Raw genomic sequence first — 18,906 nt, 5'->3', positions numbered from 1 at the left:
TTTTATTTGTGTATTATTATTCTTGTTTTTCTTTTGAACAAAGTTCGGTTAGTACGCCTTGAGTTGATTTAGGGTGAAGGAAGCCAATATTTAATCCCTCTGCACCTTTTCTAGACGTTTTATCTATTAATGTTACACCACGTTCTTCGGCTTGCTTTAACGCTTCTGTAGAGTCGTTTACTGCAAATGCGATATGATGCATACCTTGTCCTTTTTTCGCAACAAATTTACCAATAGGGCCATCTGGCGAAGTGCTTTCTAATAATTCAATTTTGGTTTGTCCTACTAAGAAGAATGCCGTTTTTACCTTCTGGTCTGCAACCTCTTCAATAGAATAACATTTTAATCCCAATACACCTTCGTAGTATTTTATTGATTCTTCTAAATTCTCAACTGCAATTCCGATGTGTTCTATATGTGAAATATTCATTTTAAAATTGTTTATTATGATTATTTATAATGTACTTTACAAATTTACATTTTGATTGGAAGTTAATTTATGATAGTTATCATGTAAACCGGACAGAATCATCGTATAAATTACAACGATTGAAATTATACATTAAATTGAAATACAACAAGTTAAAAACCCTATATTTTCATTATGAGCACAATATTATATGTTAAAAAAAAGTTAACACATTCTGTTTTTCTTGTAATTTTCATCTTTTTAATAAACTACATCTTTGCTTATCATTTAGTCAGAACAGAGTATCTAAAACTTATAATTCTGTATTTTTTACTCTGTATATTAAGCTATAAAATAGTAAAATCTAAACTTCTAAATTCGAGTCAATTAATAGGAATTGCATTCGTATCGAGACTTATATTTTTAGTTGCAACACCAAACTTGTCACAAGATTTCTTTCGTTTTATTTGGGATGGGCGTATGATTTTTGAAGGTTATAATCCCTTTTTATACACACCTAATTTTTTCTTTGAAAAAGGAGAGCTCCCTGTTTCTGGAGCACAAACACTTTACGATGGAATGGGATGGTTAAGTGCTTCACATTTCACCAACTATCCTCCCGTTAGTCAGTTTTGTTATTTTCTTGCTGCCGTATTTGCAAATCACTCAGTATTAGGATCTATAATTGCTATGCGAATTTTAATTATAATTGCAGATTTCGCAACGCTTTTTTTTGGAAGAAAACTTTTAAAAGCACTTCATTTAAATCCGAATTACATTTTTTGGTATATATTAAATCCGTTTATTATTATAGAACTGACAGGAAATTTACATTTTGAAGGTGTTATGATTTGCTTTCTGGTATTGAGCTTATACCTATTACAAAAACTAAAATGGCAATGGGCTGCAGTAGCTTTTTCTTTATCTGTAGCAACAAAACTAATTCCTCTAATTTTTCTACCCTTAATTTTTAAGCATTTAAAACTGAAAAAAGGCTTCTTATTTTGTTCTATTGTAGGCCTTATAAATATCGTTTTATTCCTGCCTTTTATAAGTTCTGAATTTATTACTAATTATACTGAGACTGTTGGACTTTGGTTTAAAAACTTTGAATTTAATGCGAGTCTTTTTAACATCTCTAAATCAATAGGATACCAGATTACAGGAGAAAATAAAATCAAACTTATTGGTCCTGTTATGGCTATTTTAGTTATACTTTACATTCTATACACCACCTATAAATCGCCTTTAAAAGACATTAAAAACCTATTAATTAACATGCTTTTAATTATTTCTGTGTATTATTTTATGGCTACCACAGTGCATCCTTGGTATGTAAGCATATTGCTAATATTAGCCGTATTTACAGGGTACAAATTCCCTTTAATTTGGAGTGTAACAATAATACTTAGTTATCTTGCTTATGTAAGTTCGGACCATAAAGAAAACCTCTGGATTATTGGTTTAGAATATATCTTAGTGTATGGCGCATTTATTTACGAAGTCATTTTAAAGAAACAATTGGGTAATAAACATATTGACAAACGGAGTTAAAAACAGTTCTTTTCTAAAAACAAACACGCTGCTTTTCAACGATAAAAAACAACTACGTTAATACAAAAAAAGGGATAAACAACACCTATTGTTTACCCCTTTTATATATACTTAATAGCTTAAATTTTAAGACAAGATTACCTTAGCGTTACTTTATAAGGAAAGCACACCTCAAAATATTTATAGCATTTGAAAACTGTTTACGAAACGAGTTTCAAACTATCTATTCTATAAATCACATCGTCGTTAGCATCTGGTACTTCAACAAAAGTAATTTTAAAGGTTTTTTCGATATAGCTTTCATCATGCTTTAAATCGAATTGTTTTAAAGCTCGGGGATGAATCTCATCAAAAATCATATCCTCCCCATTTTCAAACATAAATGTGTACAATCCGTTGGCGTAAGATTGAAAAACAGCAACTCTCATTTTAAGTTATTTTTATAATATTAATCGTTATCGTCGTCGTCAACTTCTTCGGCTTTTACTTCATCGAAATCTACATTTTCATCGGCATCTACATCATCATCGTCGTCAACTTCAATATAGTTTTCCATAGCTTTAACCAATCTCACACCTACTTTTACTAAGTAAATGGTGTCTTCGGTTTTAACTTCTACAGCCTCAACTATTTCATTTTTAGCATTTCTAAAAGAGATGATGTCTGAATCATCATATCCATCAGGAAATTTTTCTACTAGAAGATCTAAAATATCTTCATTTAATTTTTGGTAGTCTACAATTACTCGTTTCATTTTTTTGTATAACGGGTTTACATATCTAATAAATAAGCGAAAATTAATGGTGCAACAATAGTTGCATCACTTTCTATTATAAATTTAGGGGTATCTATATCTAATTTCCCCCAAGTTATTTTCTCGTTAGGAACAGCTCCTGAATACGAACCATAACTAGTTGTTGAGTCTGAAATCTGGCAGAAATAACTCCAAAATGGTGTTTCTGGACGCTCCATATCTTGATACAACATTGGCACTACGCAAATTGGGAAATCCCCGGCAATTCCTCCTCCAATTTGGAAGAAACCGATTCCGTTTTCAGAATTTGCTGTATACCATTCTGCAAGAAATGTCATATACTCTATTCCTGATTTCATCGTGTTAGCCTTTAACTCACCTTTAAGCACATAGCTAGCAAAAATGTTACCCATAGTACTATCTTCCCAACCTGGGCAAATAATAGGTAAATTTTTCTCTGCTGCAGCATACATCCAAGAGTCTTTTAAATCGATCTCGTAGTACTCTTCTAAAACGCCAGATAATAACATTTTGTACATATATTCATGAGGTAAGTAACGTTCGCCTTTAGCTTCTGCTTCTTGCCAAATTTTAAAAATATGTTTTTGTAAACGTCTAAAAGCTTCCTCTTCAGGAATACAAGTATCTGTAACACGATTTAAACCTTTTTCTAACAAATCCCATTCTTCTTGAGGAGTTAAATCACGGTAGTTTGGTACACGTTTGTAATGAGAATGTGCTACCAAGTTCATGATATCTTCTTCTAAATTGGCACCTGTACATGAAATAATTTGCACTTTATCTTGGCGAATCATTTCTGCAAAGATTTTACCTAATTCAGCAGTACTCATTGCTCCTGCTAAAGACACTAGCATTTTAGCCCCTTTGTTTAATTGATCTTCATACCCTTTTGCTGCATCAACTAAAGCAGCTGAATTAAAGTGTAAATAATATTTTTCTATAAAATTTGAAATTGCTCCTTTAGTACTCATCGTCTTCTATGAATTTAGATGTGTTATTTTTTTGTGTTTTACTCTCGAATGTGTTGTCGTATTCATCATCTATGTTTTCGTCCATAAATTTATAACTCAACATTTTATAATACAATTTTGCGGCTAAAAAATCTGAAGATTTCTCTTTCTTATTCGGACACAGCTCTACAATGTCGAATCCAACCACGTTTTTTTCTGCAAAGACTTTCTTTAAAAAGTCTAAAGTCTCATACCAAAACAAACCTCCTGGTTCAGGAGTCCCTGTACTTGGTAGTATTGACGGATCTAAAGCATCCAAATCGAATGTGATGAATACATTTCCCGTCATCTGATCTATTGCACTATCCATCCAAAATTCGTTAGAGGCTAATTCGTGTGCAAAATATGTTTTTTCTGTATCCATTACAGTAGTTTCTTTAACATCCATAGAACGAATACCTACTTGTATTAGGTTCGTGGTCTGGCTAGCCTCATAAACTGCACAAGCATGATTACAAGCAGATCCTTGATAAGTTTTACGCAGATCTGCATGTGCATCTATATGCAAAACTGTTAGATTATTAAAACATTCATTAAACGCTCTAATACTACCAATAGAAATAGAATGTTCGCCACCAAAAAGCGTAACAAACTTATTCTTTTTAATGTATTTTTTAGTGGTTTTATGCACGGCATCAACCATAGCTTCTGGCGAACTGTTTTCTGTAACAGCATCTGCTAAAAACACACCTTGTTGGTAAACTTCTGTTTGAGTTTCAATATCGTAAGTTTCCATATTTTCGGAAGCATCTAAAAAAGCTTTCGGCCCTTTATCTGCTCCTTTTTGCCATGTACTTGTCCCGTCATAGGGCACTGGAATTAATACAATTTTAGAGATTTCTAATTTTGCATATTCTTGAGGAATTCCAGCATACGTTTTATTGCTCATGATATCCTAAAATTTTAAGTAAGTCTTCACTTTTTTGTTGTCCACTAAATAATTTTGTCGAGATGTTTCCATCTTCGTCTTTATCTATTAAAATATGTTTTGGTGTCGGAATTAGACAGTGTTGTAAACCTCCAAATCCACCTATAGTTTCTTGATATGCACCGGTGTTAAAGAACCCAATATACAATGGTTTATCTTTATTATACTTTGGCAAGTAAATCGCATTCATATGCTGTTCACTGTTATAATAATCGTCACTATCGCAAGTTAATCCTCCTAACAATACACGTTCATAACTTTCATGCCAGCGATTAATAGGTAACATTACAAATCTTTTATTAATTGCCCAAGTATCTGGTAAAGTAGTAATAAACGATGAGTTTATCATGTTCCACTTTTCACGATCGTTTTGTTGTTTTTGGTATAATACTTCATAAATAGCACCTCCACTTTCACCAACTGTAAAACTACCAAATTCTGTAAAAATATTAGGCACATCGACTTCTTCTTCTTCACAAACCATTTTAATTTGATGCAAGATTTCATCTACCATATATTCGTAATCGAATTCAAAAGCTAAAGAGTTTTTTATTGGAAATCCGCCTCCAATATTCAAACTATCTAGTGTTGGACATATCTTTTTTAAAGCTGTATATACCTTTAAACATTTTACTAATTCGTTCCAGTAATACGCATTATCACGAATTCCTGTATTTATAAAGAAGTGAAGCATTTTAAGCTCGACTTGTTTATTATCTTTAATCTGACGGTTATAAAAAGGTACTATATTCTTGTAGCCAATTCCTAAACGAGAGGTGTAAAATTCAAATTTGGGCTCTTCTTCTGAAGCAATTCTAATACCAACATTAAATTTGCCATCAATTTCTTGAGATAACAAATCAATTTCCTCATAATTATCAATTACAGGAATTGCATTTTTGTGTCCGTTATTAATTAACCTTGCAATGTTAGTAATGTATTCTGCACGTTTAAAACCGTTACTAATAACATAGGTATTATCTGTAATTTTACCTTCTTTCTTTAAACTTTCAACAATATCAATATCAAAAGCCGAAGAGGTTTCAATATGAATATCGTTCTTTAAGGCTTCGTGTAACACGTGTTTAAAATGCGAACTTTTTGTACAATAACAATAGTTATATTTTCCTTTGTAATCGTTCTTTTCAATGGCTTTTGCAAACCAGCCTTTAGCACGGGAAATATTATTAGAAATTTGTGGTAAATAGGTAAACTTTAAAGGCACACCATATTCTTCTACCAATTTCATTAAATCTATATCGTGAAATTGAAGGGTTTTGTTTTCTAATTTAAATTCTTCTTGTGGGAAATAAAAAGATTGATTAATTAAATCAATGTATTTAGTATTCATGAGATTTTGATATAATAATTAAAAATAAATAAGATACGCAGAGTATTCTGCATATTGTAATTTAATATGTTAACTATCTATCAAATCTGAATTTGACTATGGGTTGTAGGAATAAAGCCATACACATGTTGGCTTTTTACTATGGAGTATGCGGAAGTTAGCTCTAAAATTCGGTTGCTCATCTGATAAGCTGCTTTTGAATATAACTTCCTAAGTTTCAAAAGCCCGAACACACAAACACTTTTCATGATGTTCAGCTAAATGCTTATACAAATGTGCTATAAAAAATCGAAAAAAAAAGTTTTTTTTCGATTTTTTTGAAAAACTTTTACAAACTGACTTACAGCATCTTAAGACTAATAACTTCTTGATCGGTTAAGTGTTTCCAGTGTCCGCGTGGAATATCTTTTTTAGTAAGCTGCCCGATACTCACACAATCTATCTTTTCGATATCATATTTTAGGTAATCAAAAATGGTACGAATAATTGTACTTCCTGTATTTTTGACTTTTAACCCAATTTCTTTTTTAGATCCTTTATCGATATAACTTATCTCTTCTACAGCGACAAGTTTACCTTCTACTTTAAAACCTTCTTTAATTTTTGTAAAATCTTCGTGCTTTAAATTTTTATTTAATTCGATATGAAATAATCTTGGCACTCCATTTTTAGAATTTGTAAATTTCTTTGCTATATCTTCATCATTCGTAAATAAAATTAATCCTAAAGAGTTTCTACCCAAACGTCCTATTGGCTTAATTTTAGAAGATGTTGCATTAGCGACCAAATCCATTACAGTACGTCCTTTTCCTTCGCTGGTTGTTGTTGCAAAACCTTTTGGTTTGTTTAATAATACGTATGCTTTCTTTTCTGGGTTAACACGAGATCCATCAAAACGCACTTCATCATCAAGCTTCACCTTGTATCCCATTTCAACAACAATCTTACCATTTACCGAAACCAAACCTGTAGCAATATGCATGTCGGCATCTCGACGTGAACAGATACCAGAATTGGCTATATATTTATTTAGACGAATTTCGCCTGGATTTGATTTTTTAACTTCTGATTTAGGCGTACTCGTAACAACCTGTTTTTTAATAGGCGCATTTCCTCTCGCATAACTTGTATTTCGTGAATTTCCTGATCCGCGTCCTGAAGCTTTTCCTTTTTTATTGCTGCCTTGTTGCTTATTCATTGTGATATATTTATTTTATGCAAAGATATACTATAATTTACGATTTTTTATTTTTATGTAAATCCTTTTAAAAAAGTCGGTTTAACACTAAATCCACGTTAATTAAAAGCAGGCTAAACACACCTGAAAAAATAATAAATTTTAAAATATTATGAAGAATTAAATAATGTTTTTTAGAATCAGAATTCCATAACAACACCATAAAAGCGGAAAGTAAAAACATTGTAAAATAGAAAAAGTAATACATATGTCCGATGTCGTATCTAGTTAATAAAAAATACGCTGGAATTAATGTTAATAAAGCTAAAACGGTAAGCATTATTTTCGAATACTTTTCTCCATATAGAATTGGAATAGTTTTATAACCTTGTACTAAATCTCCTGGAATATTCTCTAAATCCTTAGTTAGTTCCCGCATAGAAATAATTAAAAAAAGATAAATAGCATGTACAAAAATAACATGTTCGAAATTTTGATAATACATAAAAATAGCGAAGAAAGGCGTGATTGTTAATACTGCAGAGATTAAATTACCTACGAAAGGCATCTTCTTTAATTTATGTGAATAAAACCAAATCCCGAAAACATAAAATGCAAAAAATATAACAGCTTTAAACGACACATAACTTGCCATAATTACTGCCAGCAAATTAAGAACAAAATAAAAGGAGAGTTTTGTATTCTGACTTATTAAACGGTCCAACATCGATTTTTGTGGTCTATTAATTAAATCTTTTTCTGAATCGTAAAAATTATTAATAATGTATCCGCCTGCAATAGTTGCAGAAGACGCCAAAACCAGCATAAATAAATTAAGATCGAAAACAACTTCTCTTACCGGTTTTTCATGTGCCAATATATAAACAGCTGTAACATATTGCGCCACAACAACCATAAGCACATTATACCCTCTAACCACAGAAAACATACTGAAGAATTTCAACAAAATATGTTTATGTTTTCTAGAGAACATAGTTAAAAATTAAAAAGATGGAAATGAAAAACGACAGTTTGGTTTACTAAAAATTGTAAACTACTTCTAATTTATGACCGTGAAGCGCTAGTTTTGCTTTTTCAAAATCTTCTGCAAATCCAAGAATATAACCACCTCCACCAGAGCCACAAAGTTTTAAATAGTAATCGTTAGATTCTAAACCTTTTTTCCATAAATCATGAAATTGCTGAGGAATCATAGGTTTAAAATGATTTAAAACCACTTTAGACAATTGTTTTGTGTTTTTAAACAACGATTTGATATCGCCTTTTAAAAAATCGTCTACACAAGCATCTGTATGTTTTACAAACTGATTTTTAATCATGTTTCTAAATCCTTCTTGTTTCATGTTTTCCATAAAAATATGTACCATCGGAGCAGTTTCTCCAACAATACCACTATCTATTAAAAACACAGCACCTTTACCATCACTTTTTTGCGAAGGAATGCCAGTAGCTTCAATATTATCTTTAGAATTGATTAAAATAGGAATACTTAAATAGCTATTTAAAGGATCTAAACCTGAAGATTTTCCGTGAAAAAAAGATTCCATTTCAGAGAAAATGGTTTTCAACTTTAATAATTTTTCACGTGTAAGATTTTCTAGAACTGTAATTTTATCTTGTGCATACTCATCGTAAAGTGCAGCGACTAATGCACCGCTACTTCCTACGCCATAGCCTTGAGGAATAGAAGAATCGAAATACATACCTGCATCGATATCTGTATTCAATTTTACGACATCAAAAACAACTAAATCTGCATTAATAGTAGCTAAATAGGCAGCATAACGCTTTAAACTTTCGTTAGACTTTATTGTTTTTTCAGTTGGTGTTTCCATTAATTTTAAAGCACCATTATAAAAACTATAAGGAATAGATAATCCCTTGCTATCTTTTATGATACCATATTCACCAAAAAGTAAAATCTTAGAATAAAATAAAGGTCCTTTCATGTACACACAATTGTAAATTGTTACTGCAAAATTAACAATTAAATTCTGTTTATATACTTATTTATACAATTAATCGTTGTACCGCAATTAACGCTATACTACTGACTACTAATACCATTAGACTTTAATAAGGAAATACGAACAACAAATTAAGGGCACAAATCAATTTCAAATGTTAAATATTTAAGGATAAATACGTCTCATTTATTTATTACTTGGTAAGCGCTTTCGCTCCAAACCCTATTTCGTCACAAATAAATTGTCCGTTTTGGCAATGTACCACTAATTCCTTTTTTATAAAATCTAAAATGGCTTCTGCTTCTGCTTTTGGGTATAACACATGCACATTGGCTCCTGCATCTAAAGTAAATCCAACGTTCAGACCAGTTTCTTTTCTAAATGCCCAAATCTTATTAATAACTTCCAAAGTATTTGGTTTCATCAATATAAAATACGGCATACTCGTCATCATCATAGCGTGTAACGTCAAGGCTTCACTTTCTATTAACGCAATAAAAGCATCTAAATCTCCAGATTCTAAAATAGGTTTTAATTTGGCTAGATTATCGTGAGCTTGAGCAAAACGCTGTACTGCAAACGGGTGTCCGTGCATTAGATTATGACCAACTGTACTACTGACTTGTTTTTCACCTTTATCGACTAACAAAATAGTATCTTGATAGCTTTTAAAATTCTCATGAACAGCATACGGATATTTTACACCAAATAGATCTGAACTTCCTTTAACCGTTTTATTTTCTCCCCAAACAATTAAATCGCCTTCAATACTTCTACATGCAGAACCAGAACCTAATCGTGATAAAAACGATGCTTTTTTATTAAAAAACTCAGATGTCATTTCTGGAGCAAATTGGTTTTCTAAACTCATTAAACACAATGCCAAGGCACTCATTCCTGAAGCAGAAGATGCAATTCCAGAACTGTGCGGAAATGTGTTTGAGGTTTCAATTTTAAATGAATAGTCTTTTAAAAATGGTAAATACACGAAAACACGCTCGAAAAATGTTTTTATTTTTGGCTGAAAATCTGGTTTGTGTTCGCCATCTAAATACACTTCAAAATCGAAACCTGAGGTTTCTTCTTTTTTAGAATACGATAAAACCGTAGTGGTTTTACACGCATTTAACGTAAAACTAATAGATGGATTTTCAGGAATTTGATCCTTTTTTTTACCCCAATATTTTATAAGTGCAATATTGCTTGGCGATTCCCAAGACACTGTTCCTTGGCTTACTGTATTAGAATAGGCTTGAGGAATAAATTGTTGTTCGATCATGATTTTATAAATCTGAGCACAAAGATAACAACTTCTGCATTGTTTTAAAATTTCTTGTGGTTGCCGATACTTTTAATTTACGTTCAAAAAAATTGGTATTGCATTTTGCTTTGCCGTAACCGTGTTTTGAATACAAATACACGCAAGAATCGGTAATGGTAAAAACCTCATCTTTATACGTTTCTTCTAAAACAGATTCTACTAACTCTACTTTTGGAATTTCACTTAAAAGCGTAAAATAACTTGTAGGTCTTTCTTCTTCCGAAAAGGAATTAAAATTGAATATCTCTTGAAGTTGCGATTCATTTTTCACCAAAACAGGCACTTCAAATCCGAAAGTTTCTGAAATAGTTTCTGAAATTTTAGCTTCTAAAACTGATAAATTCTTTTCTGAAGATTGAAACACCACATTCCCACTTTGTATATACGTTTTCACATTTACAAAACCTAAATTAGCCATGAGCTCTCGTAACTCTGCCATCGGTACTTTTTTCTGTCCCGACACATTTATACCTCGTAATAACGCAATATAAGTATTCATTATTTTGCAGAAATGGCTTTAGCGGCAATAAATGCTCCCGTCCATGCATTCTGAAAGTTAAAGCCACCTGTAACCGCATCTATATTTATAACTTCTCCTGCCAAATACAGGTTTTTGTGTCGTTTACTTTCAAAGGTTTTAAAATTAATTTCCTTTAAATCGACACCTCCAGCTGTAACAAATTCCTCCTTAAAGGTACTTTTACCATCTACTTTAAAAACAGCTTGAGACAACTGTTCTGCCAAAGTTTCTAACTGATTTTTATTGATGTCGCCCCAACGGCTATCCTCTGTCATTTCTGAAGCCAAAACCAATTGTTGCCATAGGCGTTTAGGTAAATCGAATTGCGGAGACTTAAACACTGTTTTTCTGGCAGAATCTAACTTTACTTGTTTTAGACGGTCTAAAACATCAGCTGTAGATTCTCTTACAAAATTGACTTCTACATCAAATTTATAATCCCGTTGTGCCAATTCTAACGCACCGAAAGCTGATAGTTTTAAAATTGCAGGTGCACTCAAGCCCCAATGCGTCACTAATAAAGGCCCTTCAGAATATAAATCTGTTCCTAAAACTTTAACTTCTACATTCTGAGCCACAACACCTGGAATATCTTTTAACCTTTTGTCTTTTATATTGAAAGTAAACAAAGACGGAACGGGCTGAGAAATACTATGTCCTAAAGACTCTAAAATTGTCCAAATTTTTGGACTACTTCCTGTGGCAATAAGTAATTGTTCGGACTTAAAATCGCCATGATTTGTTTCTATTTGCCAAGCATCATTTACATTATGAATTGCTTTTACAGCATGATTTGTTAAAACCTCAACATGATGCTTTTTAGCTTCGAACAGAAAACAATCAATTATAGTTTGTGAAGAATCTGAAACAGGAAACATACGTCCGTCGTCTTCAATTTTCAACTCGACGCCACGCTCTTGAAACCAAGCCATTGTATCTCCCGTCATAAATTGATGAAACGGACCTAACAATTCTTTTTCTCCACGCGGATAATATTTTACTAAATCCTGCGGAATAAACTCTGCATGCGTCACATTACAGCGTCCGCCACCAGATACTTTCACCTTTCCTAGAACATCTTTTCCGCGTTCTAAAATGGCAACTTTCAATTCCGGATTTTGTTCTGCAATATTTATCGCTGCAAAAAAACCTGCCGCTCCACCTCCTACAATAATCACATCTTTTTCAATCATACACGGTCTGGGTTATCAGAAATTATGGCATCTACACCATAATCTTTCATTCGTTTTATAGTCGCATTATCGTTAACAGTCCACACATTTACGGCGTAACCTTTACTGTGCGCTAAGTTTATATTATCTCGAGTTACAAGCGTATACCCCGGATGAATTGCTTTTGCTTTTATAGTTTCAGCAAAGTCTATTGCATCAATCATATCAGCATCAATTAACACACCTAATGGTATGTTTTTATCTATTTTGAAAACATTTTCTAATTCTGAAAACCGAAAACTAGACAGTAAAAAACCGGAATAGTCCCAACCATGATTATTTATATAATTCTGAATGGTTTTGCAGGTAGCTTCCGCAGTAAACTTTCCTTTTAATTCAATATTTAAAATACATTTTTTATCAATAAGATTTAAAACCTCATCTAAAGTCGGAATTAAATAGTGTCCATTAACATGCAATGCCTTTAATTCTGAAAGTGTGTATTTTGACAATTCACCTTCACCATTTGTTATACGGTCTAAAGTAAAATCATGAAATACCACCAATTCTCCAGAAGCACAACAATGCACATCTATTTCTATGCCATCTACATTAAGATCTAATGCTTTTTGTATAGATTCTAATGTATTCTCTGCAACATAAGCTCTGGCACCTCGATGCCCAAAAGCTAGGCAATTAGATTTCATTTACTTTGGATTTTTTTTCATTGGTCGCATTAAACCTTCTTGTGCAACACAGGCAATTAATTTACCATCGCGAGAGAAAATATTTCCTTTTGCAAATCCGCGTGCATTTGATGCATTTGGAGTTTCTATAGAATATAACATCCAATCCTCGAAATCGAAATCTCTAAAAAACCACATAGAATGGTCTAAACTTGCCATTTGTGTGTTTCCGAAATGCGCTTTACTTGCATGTGGTAACAAGGCTGCTGCTAAGATATTGTAATCGGATATGTATGTTAATATTTGTTGTTTTGTTGCTAAATCTGCTTCTTTAAGCGGATTATTAAGTTTAAACCACACATTAGAATACGGTGGTAAATTTTCTTGTTTTAAAGGATTTACAACTTCTACAGGCTTAAATTCTATTGGGCGTTCAATCTCAAGAAAATGTTTCGTTATTTTAGGTAATACACTTCCGTATTGTTCCAACATTTCCGTCCAACTTAATAACTCTTCTGGTTGCTTTAAATTGGTATTCATTTGTATTTGATGATCGTAACCTTCTTCTTGTTTATGAAAAGATGCCGCCAAAATAAAAATAGGAATTCCATTTTGACTAGCCAACACACGACGTGTAGAAAAACTTCCGCCATCACGAACCTCATTTACAGTAAAACGAATAGGCACATTTAAATCTCCCGCTTCAATAAAATAAGCATGAAGAGAATGTAAAATACGCCCGTTTGTAATCGTTCTATAAGCCGCATTTACAGACTGAGCTAAAACCTGACCTCCGAAAACATGCGGACTCCCAATGGTTTTACTAACTCCCTCAAAATGTACTGAATCTATAGATTTTAAATCTAAAAGTTCTAATAACTCGTTTGCTGACTTCATAAATTATTTCTTATTAATATTCAAAACTATTAAAATGATTTTTGAGAACCTTACTTTAATTGGCTTTTATCAAATTCAATTTCATTTTAAGTCAATTAAAGCATTTAAATGGTCTAAAAACAAACCTATTCTAAAACACAAAAAAGCGCCAAACTCATGTAAATAATTACACATATTCAGCGCTTAATTCACTACTAATCAACCTTTATTATCTATTCTTTTTCATATATACTTCATATTTAGAAGCTAAGTCTGATTTTTGTTTATCTGACAAGGTTTTACCTGCCAGTTGAAAAAATGTATGCTCTTCATCTTCTAGATGATGCTCCACTTTATGTTTTAAATTTTTAGCAATTTTAAGCCAAGCAGACGAATCATATTCGGTGTCTTCTAGCTGTTCTATTAATTCATCTATTTCATGATGTTCTGCAATACCATGTCTAGCATGTTCCTGCATCATATCTGTAGAAATTAATGGTTTATAAAAGTGGCGCTCCTCTGCATTCGCATGTACTTCCAATTCGTTTCTCACCGCTTTAAATAGCTCATCTCTGTTTGTTGTATCTCCAGAAGATTGCACTAATTTATCTAGTAAATCGCGCTGAATATCATGATCGTTTCTTATTGCTTCAAAAATTGTCATAGTAAAAATTTAAAAAGAAGTTAAACTTATGCTGTTGCAGTTGATTTTTTAGCACCGTTTTTAAAATCTTTTTGCTTTGTTTTTAGAGCTTCTAATTTCTTTTCTAAAGCAGTGATTACATCATTAGATTTATGACTTGCATCTGCAGAAAGATCTTCTAATTGCTCTTCTAGTGAAGCTTTTTTTACATTAACTTTTTTAGCAATAGTATCTGCTAATTCTGTGGCGTGGTCTGAAATTTTACTTTTTGTAGTTTCGGCTTCTTTAGCAATCATTTTTCTTGTTTTGCTCCCTTTATTTGGTGCAAACAAAATTCCCATTGATGCTCCTAAAGCTGCTCCTGCTGTAATTCCTAATATTGTATTTCCTAAACTTTTCATAGTATTTAATTTTAATGGTTAAACTTAATACTACAAAGTTATGTTAGAAGTACAGGCTTACTTGACTCTAATCATTTTAAAATTGACCGAATACACTATAGTGCCTTTTTAACGCCAAGCAAGCGCGCTACGTTCTTGCCAATACGCTTTAGATGGCGATGCAAAAATTTGAAGTTGATGTATGTTTTCTGAAGTTAATTGAAACGTTAATGCTTTTAAATTATCTTGAAGCTGAAGACTTGTTAAAGCACCACTTAGCACATAATCGGGTTGTAAACTATCTATTATAAACCGAAGTGCAATAGCATCTACACCAACATTATAATGTTTAGACAATAAATTAAAATAAGTATACGCTGCTGAATAATTTTGAAAATTCTCGTTAGGAAACACACGGCCATTAGCAAGTGCTTCTTTAATAATTACTGTTTTATTATTGCTTAAAAGTGTTTTTAAAATTTTAAATGTAGATTGTTCAAACACATTGTAAGTGACCTGAAAACTACTAAACAAAGCTTCTCCCTCAACTTGAATACCTAAAGCCGTTTCAATAATTTCTACCTGATTTGCACCGCTTGTAGACACACCTATTTGCAGGTCTGTTTCTTTCTTTATTCGATGTAATTCTTCAAGGACTTCTGTATTTGTAAATATGCCACTATCTAAGGTTGCAGAATGTACTTGATAAATTTTTAACTCAGGTAACAACACTTGAGAGACTTGCCACTGCTCTAACAATTTAGAAAGCGAATGTTCTTTTATTTCATGTTTTCCAGCATAACCTAATTCCCAATTAGCCATATACGTATAGCCCCATTTGGTGCTTAAAGTAACATCCGGATAATGTCTAGAGTTGTGCCAATCTATTAAAAACTGTTCGCCTTTACCATAAGATGGTGCCACATCGAAATACCGAATTCCAAACCGATAGGCATCATCTAAAACCTGCATGGCATTCTCTTGAAATACAGCTTCTGTTTGTTCAATATCTTCTTTCTTAATATTGATATATTCCGGACGACCAATGGCAGCTAGACCTAATCCTATTTTGGTGTGTTTCGACATTTCGTTTTAATTTTATTCAAAATTAATAAACTAGATATCAAATTCAGAATTTAATATAATTATTAACTATTTCTAATAATTTGACAAATGTTAAACGCTTAATTTATTTTAAGTTCATAGTTATAAACCAAGACTCATGTACTAAATAAGGATTTCTTAAATACGTTCAGAATAACGAAAAACAGAATTTATTCTACTTCAGTTTCGATAATTGTATCTGTTATAAGCGTTTTATGAACCGGACATTTAGAAGCAATTTCTTTTAATCTGTCTTTTTGTTCTGTGGTTAAATCGCCTACAAATTTTAAAGTCTTTTTTAAATAATCTATTTGTGCCGGAATTTCTAAATCTAAGTTTAAATCGTCGCTATGTTTTTTAGAATATGTAATATAAACAAACACTTCCTGCAAATCCCACTTTTTGCGTTGCGCATATAACTTTAAGGTCATTGCGGTACAAGATGCTAGCGCGGCATTTAAATACTCGTAAGGAGAAGGCCCAAAATCGTCTCCGCCAACACGTTCTGGTTCGTCTGCAATTAGCGTATGCTTTTTTGTCTGAATATTAGTTGTAAAATTATCTTCTAAAAGGTTTAAATGTGCTACCAATTGTTCGCCTTCTGTATCTAGGATTATACTGTCTTTAGCATCAAAATAACGTTGCACCCAAGTCCCAATAACATTTCCTGCATACACACTATCTCGAGCATCCGATAATAAATGATCGGCTTGATCTAAACTCACAAAACTTTTAGGATGATGTGCCGTTTTATACAAGCGCTCTGCATTTTCTACAGGCACAACAGTATCTAAAGGCGAATGCATAATAAGTAAGGGTTTTCTTAGATTTCTAGTAATCTCTGGCAAATCTGTTTTACTAAAATCGTCTACAAATTCTTTATTAATATTAAATGGACGACCACCAATATTTACCTCGACATCTCCTTTTTCTTCAACAGCATCAAAACCATGAGAAAACAAATGCGTGACATGATCTACCGTTGCAGGCGCCCCAACAGTTGCTACCGCTTTAACCGATTCTAATTGAGATGCAGCAACAATAACAGCTGCGCCACCAAGCGAATGCCCAACCAATAGAGAAGGTGCCTGATAGTGTTTTTCTAGATATGCACTTACTGCCATTAAATCGGAAACATTAGACGAAAAATGACTGTCTGAAAACTCACCTTCACTTCTTCCTAATCCTGTAAAATCGAATCGCAATACTCCAAAATCATGATTGGTTAACGACCGACTAATATTCTTAACCGCAGATAATGTACTTGTGCACGTAAAACAATGTGCAAAAACTGCAAAATAATTAGGATTCTGATTTGCAGGCAATTCTAAATACGCCTGTAACTTAACGCCTTTGCTATTCTCTATTTCCAGTTTCTGACTTTTCATTTTTTTTGATTCTTTATTGATTAAAAACACTAATTAGCTAAATTTATGAACTACACGACAGCATAGAACATCCTACCTTATTTCGTGCCCATTCCGGACGTTTAGCAAACCATTTTTGAGACGCCTCTTGTTCTGAATAAGGATTTTTTAATAGTTGAAATAATTCATCAATCAGTGCATAATCTCCTTTTTCAGCATCATCAATTGCGAGTTGTGCCATATAATTTCTAAGCACATATTTGGGGTTCACTTCATTCATTTTTGAAGCACGCTCTTCATCTGTTAAAGTTTCTTTCTGAAGACGATCTGCATACTTTACAAACCAGTTGTTCCAAACCGTTTTAATCTCGTCAGTTAAAGCATCTGGATTATAAAAAGCCTCTTGAATAATTCCTAAACCATTTGAAGGTTTATCTTTTTCAAACTTAGAAAGATTTCTAAAAGCAATTGTCATATCTGTTTCCATCATATGCAATACATCTTCTAAATCTTGTATCAGTTTTAAATCTGATTCTTCTGCCTGAAAAAGACCTATTTTAGAACGCATCATTTGTAAAGACTGTGTTTCAAAATCGGATTTATACTCATCTAAAATAGCTTGTAACGATTCTACATCCTCAATTAAAGGATATAAAGCATTCGCTAACTGGTATAAATTCCAAAGCCCAATATTTGGCTGATTTCCGTAGCGGTATCGTTTATGTTGTCTATCTGTAGTATTGGGTGTCCAACCAAAATCGAAACCTTCTAACCAACCATAAGGCCCATAATCTATGGTTAATCCTAAGATGGATAAATTATCTGTATTCATTACACCATGCACAAAACCTACACGTTGCCAATCTATAATCATTTTTAATGTCCGCTCAGAAACTACTTTAAAGAAGGCTAAATACGTCTCTTTTGAGGGCGCTCCTAATTCTGGATAAAAATGAGTAATGGTATAATCTGTAAGCGTTTTAAGTGTTGTTGTATCTTCTCTTGCTGCAAGAATTTCGAAACTACCAAACCGTAAAAAACTTGGAGCCACACGACAAACAATAGCACCTTCCTCATATTCAGAATTTCCGTTGTACATAACGTCTCTTAACACTTGGTCTCCTGTAACAGACAAAGACAACGCTCGTGTTGTTGGAATACCTAAATGAAACATGGCTTCGCTACACAAATACTCGCGTATAGAAGAACGCAACACCGCCAACCCGTCTGCAGTTCTGGAATATGGCGTTTCTCCGGCACCTTTAAGTTGCAATGCCCAATGCTGATTTTTATAATTAACTTCTGTTAAATTTATCGCACGACCATCGCCTAATTGTCCTGCCCAATTCCCAAACTGATGTCCGCCATAACACATGGCAAACGGCTTGGTATTTGGCAACACTTGATTTCCTGTAAACACATTTAAAAATTCTTTAGACTGACTCTCTGCTTCAGAAATTCCTAAATTCGTTAACATCTCTGTAGAAACATGTAACAATTTAGGGTTTTTAGTGAGTTTAGGGTTTACGTAAGAAAAACAAGCCTTTTCTACTTGTCTTCTATCACTTCCTGCTATTGGATCTGCAGGGAGTTCGCTAGTAAACGTGTCTTTTATATGTGATTTAAATGTCTTCAAATGAAAAAT

The 18,906-nt window shown here is 32.7% G+C and carries 20 protein-coding genes; 1 reads left to right on the top strand and 19 read right to left on the bottom strand.

Annotation, left to right across the window (positions count from 1 at the left end; all coding sequences use genetic code 11):
• Positions 1-16: 16 nt before the first annotated feature.
• The gene (gene mce, locus GQR95_RS07275) at positions 17-430 is read right to left on the bottom strand and encodes a methylmalonyl-CoA epimerase (protein ID WP_159022545.1); all 414 of its coding nucleotides are present in this window, start codon (positions 428-430) and stop codon (positions 17-19) included.
• A 420-nt stretch (positions 431-850) separates the two neighbouring features.
• Between mce and GQR95_RS07270 the strand changes: the two genes are divergently transcribed.
• A complete protein-coding gene (locus GQR95_RS07270) occupies positions 851-1,963 on the top strand; it encodes a glycosyltransferase 87 family protein (RefSeq protein WP_233266016.1) in 1,113 nt (370 codons plus the stop codon).
• 200 nt (positions 1,964-2,163) lie between these two features.
• Here GQR95_RS07270 and GQR95_RS07265 read toward each other — a convergent pair whose 3' ends face one another.
• The 18 genes from GQR95_RS07265 to GQR95_RS07180 all read right to left on the bottom strand — a co-directional run bounded on the left by GQR95_RS07265 (position 2,164) and on the right by GQR95_RS07180 (position 18,897).
• Positions 2,164-2,391, bottom strand: coding sequence for a hypothetical protein (locus GQR95_RS07265; RefSeq protein WP_159022543.1), 228 nt, complete (start codon positions 2,389-2,391; stop codon positions 2,164-2,166).
• 20 nt (positions 2,392-2,411) lie between these two features.
• Positions 2,412-2,717 carry a hypothetical protein gene (locus GQR95_RS07260; protein WP_159022542.1) on the bottom strand — a complete coding sequence of 102 codons (306 nt, stop codon included), beginning with the start codon at positions 2,715-2,717 and terminating at the stop codon, positions 2,412-2,414.
• Between the two features lie 17 nt (positions 2,718-2,734).
• Positions 2,735-3,709, bottom strand: coding sequence for a deoxyhypusine synthase family protein (locus GQR95_RS07255; RefSeq protein WP_159022541.1), 975 nt, complete (start codon positions 3,707-3,709; stop codon positions 2,735-2,737).
• Positions 3,699-4,637, bottom strand: a complete 939-nt coding sequence (gene speB, locus GQR95_RS07250; protein ID WP_159022540.1) for an agmatinase — start codon at positions 4,635-4,637, stop codon at positions 3,699-3,701. The genes GQR95_RS07255 and speB overlap by 11 nt, the downstream gene beginning before the upstream one ends.
• Positions 4,627-6,027 carry an arginine decarboxylase gene (locus tag GQR95_RS07245; RefSeq protein ID WP_159022539.1) on the bottom strand — a complete coding sequence of 467 codons (1,401 nt, stop codon included), beginning with the start codon at positions 6,025-6,027 and terminating at the stop codon, positions 4,627-4,629. The genes speB and GQR95_RS07245 overlap by 11 nt, the downstream gene beginning before the upstream one ends.
• A gap of 340 nt (positions 6,028-6,367) precedes the next feature.
• A complete protein-coding gene (locus GQR95_RS07240) occupies positions 6,368-7,225 on the bottom strand; it encodes a pseudouridine synthase (protein ID WP_159022538.1) in 858 nt (285 codons plus the stop codon).
• Positions 7,226-7,292: 67 nt separating this feature from the next.
• Positions 7,293-8,198 (bottom strand): geranylgeranylglycerol-phosphate geranylgeranyltransferase, encoded by a 906-nt coding sequence (locus GQR95_RS07235; RefSeq protein WP_159022537.1) that lies wholly within the window; start codon positions 8,196-8,198, stop codon positions 7,293-7,295.
• Positions 8,199-8,244: 46 nt separating this feature from the next.
• Positions 8,245-9,174 (bottom strand): mevalonate kinase, encoded by a 930-nt coding sequence (locus tag GQR95_RS07230; protein WP_159022536.1) that lies wholly within the window; start codon positions 9,172-9,174, stop codon positions 8,245-8,247.
• A 211-nt stretch (positions 9,175-9,385) separates the two neighbouring features.
• The gene (locus GQR95_RS07225; RefSeq protein ID WP_159022535.1) at positions 9,386-10,471 is read right to left on the bottom strand and encodes a diphosphomevalonate/mevalonate 3,5-bisphosphate decarboxylase family protein; all 1,086 of its coding nucleotides are present in this window, start codon (positions 10,469-10,471) and stop codon (positions 9,386-9,388) included.
• A gap of 4 nt (positions 10,472-10,475) precedes the next feature.
• Entirely contained in the window at positions 10,476-11,012 is a 537-nt protein-coding gene (locus GQR95_RS07220) for a DUF1697 domain-containing protein (protein ID WP_159022534.1), read from the bottom strand.
• Positions 11,012-12,226 (bottom strand): NAD(P)/FAD-dependent oxidoreductase, encoded by a 1,215-nt coding sequence (locus GQR95_RS07215; protein WP_159022533.1) that lies wholly within the window; start codon positions 12,224-12,226, stop codon positions 11,012-11,014. Before GQR95_RS07215 ends, GQR95_RS07220 begins: the two co-directional genes overlap by 1 nt.
• A complete protein-coding gene (locus GQR95_RS07210; RefSeq protein WP_159022532.1) occupies positions 12,223-12,912 on the bottom strand; it encodes a glycerophosphodiester phosphodiesterase family protein in 690 nt (229 codons plus the stop codon). The genes GQR95_RS07215 and GQR95_RS07210 overlap by 4 nt, the downstream gene beginning before the upstream one ends.
• On the bottom strand, positions 12,913-13,788 hold the full coding sequence (locus GQR95_RS07205) for an acyl-CoA thioesterase II (RefSeq protein WP_159022531.1): 876 nt from the start codon (positions 13,786-13,788) through the stop codon (positions 12,913-12,915).
• Positions 13,789-13,996: 208 nt separating this feature from the next.
• A complete protein-coding gene (locus tag GQR95_RS07200) occupies positions 13,997-14,431 on the bottom strand; it encodes a hemerythrin domain-containing protein (protein WP_159022530.1) in 435 nt (144 codons plus the stop codon).
• A 26-nt stretch (positions 14,432-14,457) separates the two neighbouring features.
• On the bottom strand, positions 14,458-14,811 hold the full coding sequence (locus GQR95_RS07195) for a YtxH domain-containing protein (protein WP_159022529.1): 354 nt from the start codon (positions 14,809-14,811) through the stop codon (positions 14,458-14,460).
• A 108-nt stretch (positions 14,812-14,919) separates the two neighbouring features.
• Entirely contained in the window at positions 14,920-15,876 is a 957-nt protein-coding gene (locus GQR95_RS07190; protein WP_159022528.1) for an aldo/keto reductase, read from the bottom strand.
• Positions 15,877-16,064: 188 nt separating this feature from the next.
• Positions 16,065-17,282, bottom strand: a complete 1,218-nt coding sequence (locus GQR95_RS07185) for a bifunctional alpha/beta hydrolase/OsmC family protein (RefSeq protein ID WP_159022527.1) — start codon at positions 17,280-17,282, stop codon at positions 16,065-16,067.
• A gap of 43 nt (positions 17,283-17,325) precedes the next feature.
• Positions 17,326-18,897 carry a YdiU family protein gene (locus GQR95_RS07180; protein ID WP_159022526.1) on the bottom strand — a complete coding sequence of 524 codons (1,572 nt, stop codon included), beginning with the start codon at positions 18,895-18,897 and terminating at the stop codon, positions 17,326-17,328.
• Positions 18,898-18,906 lie beyond the last annotated feature (9 nt).

It is taken from the genome of Formosa sp. L2A11 (assembly GCF_009796865.1).
Lineage (GTDB): Bacteria > Bacteroidota > Bacteroidia > Flavobacteriales > Flavobacteriaceae > Formosa.
This window is presented reverse-complemented; position numbering and strand designations above follow the sequence as displayed.

Coding starts and splice junctions, on each gene's coding strand:
- GQR95_RS07185 (WP_159022527.1), bottom strand. CDS start 17,282: ATGAAAAGTCAGAAACTGGAAATAGAGAATAGCAAAGGCGTTAAGTTA.
- GQR95_RS07235 (WP_159022537.1), bottom strand. CDS start 8,198: ATGTTCTCTAGAAAACATAAACATATTTTGTTGAAATTCTTCAGTATG.
- GQR95_RS07225 (WP_159022535.1), bottom strand. CDS start 10,471: ATGATCGAACAACAATTTATTCCTCAAGCCTATTCTAATACAGTAAGC.
- GQR95_RS07200 (WP_159022530.1), bottom strand. CDS start 14,431: ATGACAATTTTTGAAGCAATAAGAAACGATCATGATATTCAGCGCGAT.
- GQR95_RS07190 (WP_159022528.1), bottom strand. CDS start 15,876: ATGTCGAAACACACCAAAATAGGATTAGGTCTAGCTGCCATTGGTCGT.
- GQR95_RS07240 (WP_159022538.1), bottom strand. CDS start 7,225: ATGAATAAGCAACAAGGCAGCAATAAAAAAGGAAAAGCTTCAGGACGC.
- GQR95_RS07195 (WP_159022529.1), bottom strand. CDS start 14,811: ATGAAAAGTTTAGGAAATACAATATTAGGAATTACAGCAGGAGCAGCT.
- GQR95_RS07260 (WP_159022542.1), bottom strand. CDS start 2,717: ATGAAACGAGTAATTGTAGACTACCAAAAATTAAATGAAGATATTTTA.
- GQR95_RS07245 (WP_159022539.1), bottom strand. CDS start 6,027: ATGAATACTAAATACATTGATTTAATTAATCAATCTTTTTATTTCCCA.
- GQR95_RS07205 (WP_159022531.1), bottom strand. CDS start 13,788: ATGAAGTCAGCAAACGAGTTATTAGAACTTTTAGATTTAAAATCTATA.
- GQR95_RS07230 (WP_159022536.1), bottom strand. CDS start 9,174: ATGAAAGGACCTTTATTTTATTCTAAGATTTTACTTTTTGGTGAATAT.
- GQR95_RS07215 (WP_159022533.1), bottom strand. CDS start 12,226: ATGATTGAAAAAGATGTGATTATTGTAGGAGGTGGAGCGGCAGGTTTT.
- speB (WP_159022540.1), bottom strand. CDS start 4,637: ATGAGCAATAAAACGTATGCTGGAATTCCTCAAGAATATGCAAAATTA.
- GQR95_RS07265 (WP_159022543.1), bottom strand. CDS start 2,391: ATGAGAGTTGCTGTTTTTCAATCTTACGCCAACGGATTGTACACATTT.
- GQR95_RS07220 (WP_159022534.1), bottom strand. CDS start 11,012: ATGAATACTTATATTGCGTTATTACGAGGTATAAATGTGTCGGGACAG.
- mce (WP_159022545.1), bottom strand. CDS start 430: ATGAATATTTCACATATAGAACACATCGGAATTGCAGTTGAGAATTTA.
- GQR95_RS07255 (WP_159022541.1), bottom strand. CDS start 3,709: ATGAGTACTAAAGGAGCAATTTCAAATTTTATAGAAAAATATTATTTA.
- GQR95_RS07210 (WP_159022532.1), bottom strand. CDS start 12,912: ATGAAATCTAATTGCCTAGCTTTTGGGCATCGAGGTGCCAGAGCTTAT.